Source organism: Herpetosiphon llansteffanensis (genome assembly GCF_003205875.1).
Taxonomy (GTDB): Bacteria; Chloroflexota; Chloroflexia; order Chloroflexales; family Herpetosiphonaceae; genus Herpetosiphon; species Herpetosiphon llansteffanensis.
Window position 1 is genome coordinate 1 of the sequence record NZ_PUBZ01000025.1, and the last position, 1,992, is coordinate 1,992.

A 1,992-nucleotide genomic window follows, 5' to 3' on the forward strand; every position below is an offset into this window, starting at 1 on the left:
CACTTCTAGCTTCGTCGGCAGCGTCAGATGTGTATGAGAGACAGCCCGATCCCCGATCCCCGATCCCCAAGTCAGCGTAGGCCAAATCGAGCACCAAATAGCCTTGAACTGCGGTACATGCTGCTTGAAGTTGCTCGATTGCTTGGGCTAGCAAATAGCTGCCGGTTGGATTATTGGGGTTGCACAGCCAAACCAAGCGTGGGCGATATTGGGCAATCAATTGACAGCAGGCTTCAACATCAACTTGAAACTCAGTTTCGGAGCTGGTTTGATAGCGAATGAGTTGTGCGCCCGCCAAACTGCTTGCATAGGCGTATTCGCCAAAGGTCGGCTCGATCAACACAACATAATCGTTGGCTTGCAGTAATGCACGGGCAATTAAGTGAATTAATTCATTGCTGCCATTACCAATCAGCAGCTGGTCTGGCTTGCAAACGTGATGCTTGGCAAGCGCTGCCCGCAACGCCAACGATTGGCGATCAGGATAGTGGGCCAAATCGACATTTGCGAGCGCTGCGCGAATAAAATTGGGTGTGCCAAGCGGATTGACATTGCTGCTGAAATCGCAGATCTGGCTTGGCGCAAGCCCGTGTTGCTGCAACTCTGCATAATCGATCGCGCCATGGGTTGGATGCTGCATCACTTGGCCCACGCTGGCTGCAATTGGCGAATTTCGATTGGCAGGCCAGCAACGACCAAATACACCTCGTTGGCAGCCGCCGCGATTTGCTGGTTGGCACGGCCAATCAGATCGCGATAAATTCGGCCCAAGGCATAGGCTGGCACAATGCCCATGCCAACTTCATTGGTCACTATAATGAGGTTTAAATCGCGGGCTTGCTGGGCCGCCAACATCGCTGCAATTTCAGTTTGGATTATAGGTTCGGGCTGATCTTCATTGGCCAGCAACAGATTGCTCACCAGCAAAGTTAGGCAATCGAGCAAGACCACGCTACCAGTTGGTAGTTGGCATAAACTTTGGCTGGCTGCCAGTGGCGCTTCGATGGTTTGCCAATGGCTAGGCCGTTGCGCTTGGTGCAGGCCAATCCGCTGCTGCATTTCGCTATCGCCAGCTTGGGCCGTGGCAAGGTAATACACCTGTTCGGCTTGTTGGCTGGCATATTGCTCGGCGCGCCAACTTTTGCCGCTGCGTGCGCCGCCAGTAAATAAGACTAATTGAGCCATGATCGTTCCTTAGGTTGTGGTTGAAGCATCACCAACGGCAGGCCATGGCTGGGGTGCTCGATCAATTGAACTGGCACATCGTAAGCTGCTTCGATTAATTCGCTGCGCAAAACAGTGCTTGGCGAACCAACTGCTTGCAAGCGGCCATGAGCCAAGAGCGCAATGCGGTCGGCGCAGAGGCTGGCTTGATTCAGATCGTGCAAGGTCAAAATGACACAAACCCCATCGCTATGCGCCAACTCGCTGACCAATTGCATAATTTTAAGTTGATATTTTAAATCAAGGTGGGCGGTTGGCTCATCGAGCAACAAGATGCTTGGTTGCTGGGCTAAGGCGCGGGCGATAATTACCCGCCGTTGTTCGCCGCCTGAAAGCTCGGCCAAGCGCTGGCGACGATATTGGGTTAAATTAAAGCGTTCAATCAAGTGTTCAACAATCGCCCGATCTGCTTTGCTCATTGGCAGTAGCCAACCGCGATGCGGCGTACGCCCAAGCAGCAGCATTTGCTCAACCGTCAGGTCGCTATTGAGGCCATGGTTTTGCGGGGCAAAGGCAATTTGTTGGGCCGCCAAGCGCTGCTTAATTTGCCATAATGGCTGATTATTCAACCAGATTTGGCCTTGATCTGGCCGTTGCAGCCGTGCCAAACAACGCAATAACGTGCTTTTGCCAGCGCCATTTGGCCCCAGCAAGGCCAGCACTTCGCCTTTGGCAGCATCTAAATCAAGCTGGGCAAAAACCTCACGCGTGCCATAACGGCAACTCAGTTGTTCAACCTTGAGAATTGGGGGTTGGGGATCGGGGGCT

3 protein-coding genes are annotated in these 1,992 nt (G+C 53.1%); all 3 read right to left on the reverse strand.

The window, feature by feature from the left end; all coding sequences use genetic code 11:
* A partial coding sequence (locus C5S61_RS27725; RefSeq protein WP_164689161.1) for an aminotransferase class I/II-fold pyridoxal phosphate-dependent enzyme occupies window positions 1–640 on the reverse strand: 640 nt, incomplete at its 3' end.
* Window positions 640–1,185: a bifunctional adenosylcobinamide kinase/adenosylcobinamide-phosphate guanylyltransferase gene (gene cobU, locus C5S61_RS01815; protein ID WP_110513415.1), complete on the reverse strand. Its 546-nt coding sequence runs from the start codon at window positions 1,183–1,185 to the stop codon at window positions 640–642. The genes cobU and C5S61_RS27725, both read right to left, overlap by 1 nt.
* On the reverse strand, window positions 1,173–1,992 hold an 820-nt coding region (locus C5S61_RS01820), incomplete at its 5' end, for an ABC transporter ATP-binding protein (protein ID WP_338066625.1). The genes C5S61_RS01820 and cobU, both read right to left, overlap by 13 nt.

Excerpts from the sequence above, each read along its gene's own strand:
- cobU (WP_110513415.1), bottom strand. The coding sequence starts at position 1,185 with ATGGCTCAATTAGTCTTATTTACTGGCGGCGCACGCAGCGGCAAAAGT.